Annotated in this window: 2 protein-coding genes; both read right to left on the bottom strand. The window is 66.7% G+C overall.

All coding sequences use genetic code 11. The annotated features are described in order from the left end of the window. On the bottom strand, nt 1–761 hold a 761-nt coding region (locus tag J2848_RS35835; protein WP_149235741.1), incomplete at its 3' end, for an enoyl-CoA hydratase/isomerase family protein. Nucleotides 762–787: 26 nt separating this feature from the next. Beyond that, on the bottom strand, nt 788–1,027 hold a 240-nt coding region (locus J2848_RS35830), incomplete at its 5' end, for an AMP-binding enzyme (RefSeq protein ID WP_436232172.1).

Genomic DNA, 1,027 nt, shown 5'->3' with positions numbered 1-1,027 from the left:
CCCTCCTTGAAGTCCTCCGAGCCGCGCAGGCGGCCATAGGCCTGCCCCTCGATCTCGATGGCGCCGTTGACCGAGACGTTGTTGCCGCTGTTCAGCACGCCCTTGATGGTGCGCTGGGCCAACGGCGAGAAGCCGCGCAGTTCGTCCACGAGGGCGGCGACCGTCGCTTCCAGTTCGGCGTCGACGACGCAGTCGGTGACGAAGCCCCAGTCGGCGGCCTGACGGCCGGGGATGCGCTTGGCCCGCATCACCATGTCCTTGGTCCGGCAGATGCCGATCATGTGCAGCAGGCGGGCCGAGCCGCCGGAGCCGGGGATCATGCCGATGCGCATCTCCGGCAGGGCGAACTGTGCAGTCTCCGACACGATGCGGAAATCGCAGGCCAGCGACAGCTCGAAGCCGACGCCGAAGCAATAGCCGCGGACCTGGGCGATCACCGGCTTGCGGCAACGTTCCGGGGCGGCGATGTTGACCGCCAACTCCGACACATGCTCCGCCGACTTCTCCATGAAGCCGGCGATGTTGCCGCCGGACGAGAAGTTCTCGCCCTCGGCACGCAGGACGATCACCCGCACCTTCGGATCGCGGTCGAGTGCCGCGAACACGGCGGCGAACTGGTCGCGCTGGAGCATACTGACGATGTTGAAGGGCGGACGGTGCAACACGATGTCGGCGCGTTCCTTGGTCTCGTCGATCTCGACGCGGAAGCCGTCGAGATCCGCGAGGAGGCGGTTGCTGCTGTCGAACGAATAGGGCTTCACGGGCTCTCTCCAGAAAAGTCGGGTGTTCAGTGTGCGATGGGGCTGTGTTCGAGCTGGTATTCGCCGGCCTGGAGCTTGCGGCGCAGGATCTTGCCGACGGGCGATTTCGGGATTTCATCGAGGAAGACGTACTCGCGCGGGCGCTTGAAGTTGGCGAGGCCGGAGGTGCGGCAATGGTCGTCGAGATCCTTGGCCTCGACGCCACGGGCGCGCTTGACGAAGGCGACGACCCGCTGGCCCCAGCGCTCGTCGGGCAGGCCGGCGAC

It is taken from the genome of Azospirillum lipoferum (assembly GCF_024170005.1).
In the GTDB taxonomy this organism is placed as follows: Bacteria; Pseudomonadota; Alphaproteobacteria; order Azospirillales; family Azospirillaceae; genus Azospirillum; species Azospirillum lipoferum.
The sequence above is the reverse complement of the archived record's forward strand: the minus strand, read 5'-3'. Positions and strand labels throughout refer to the sequence as shown.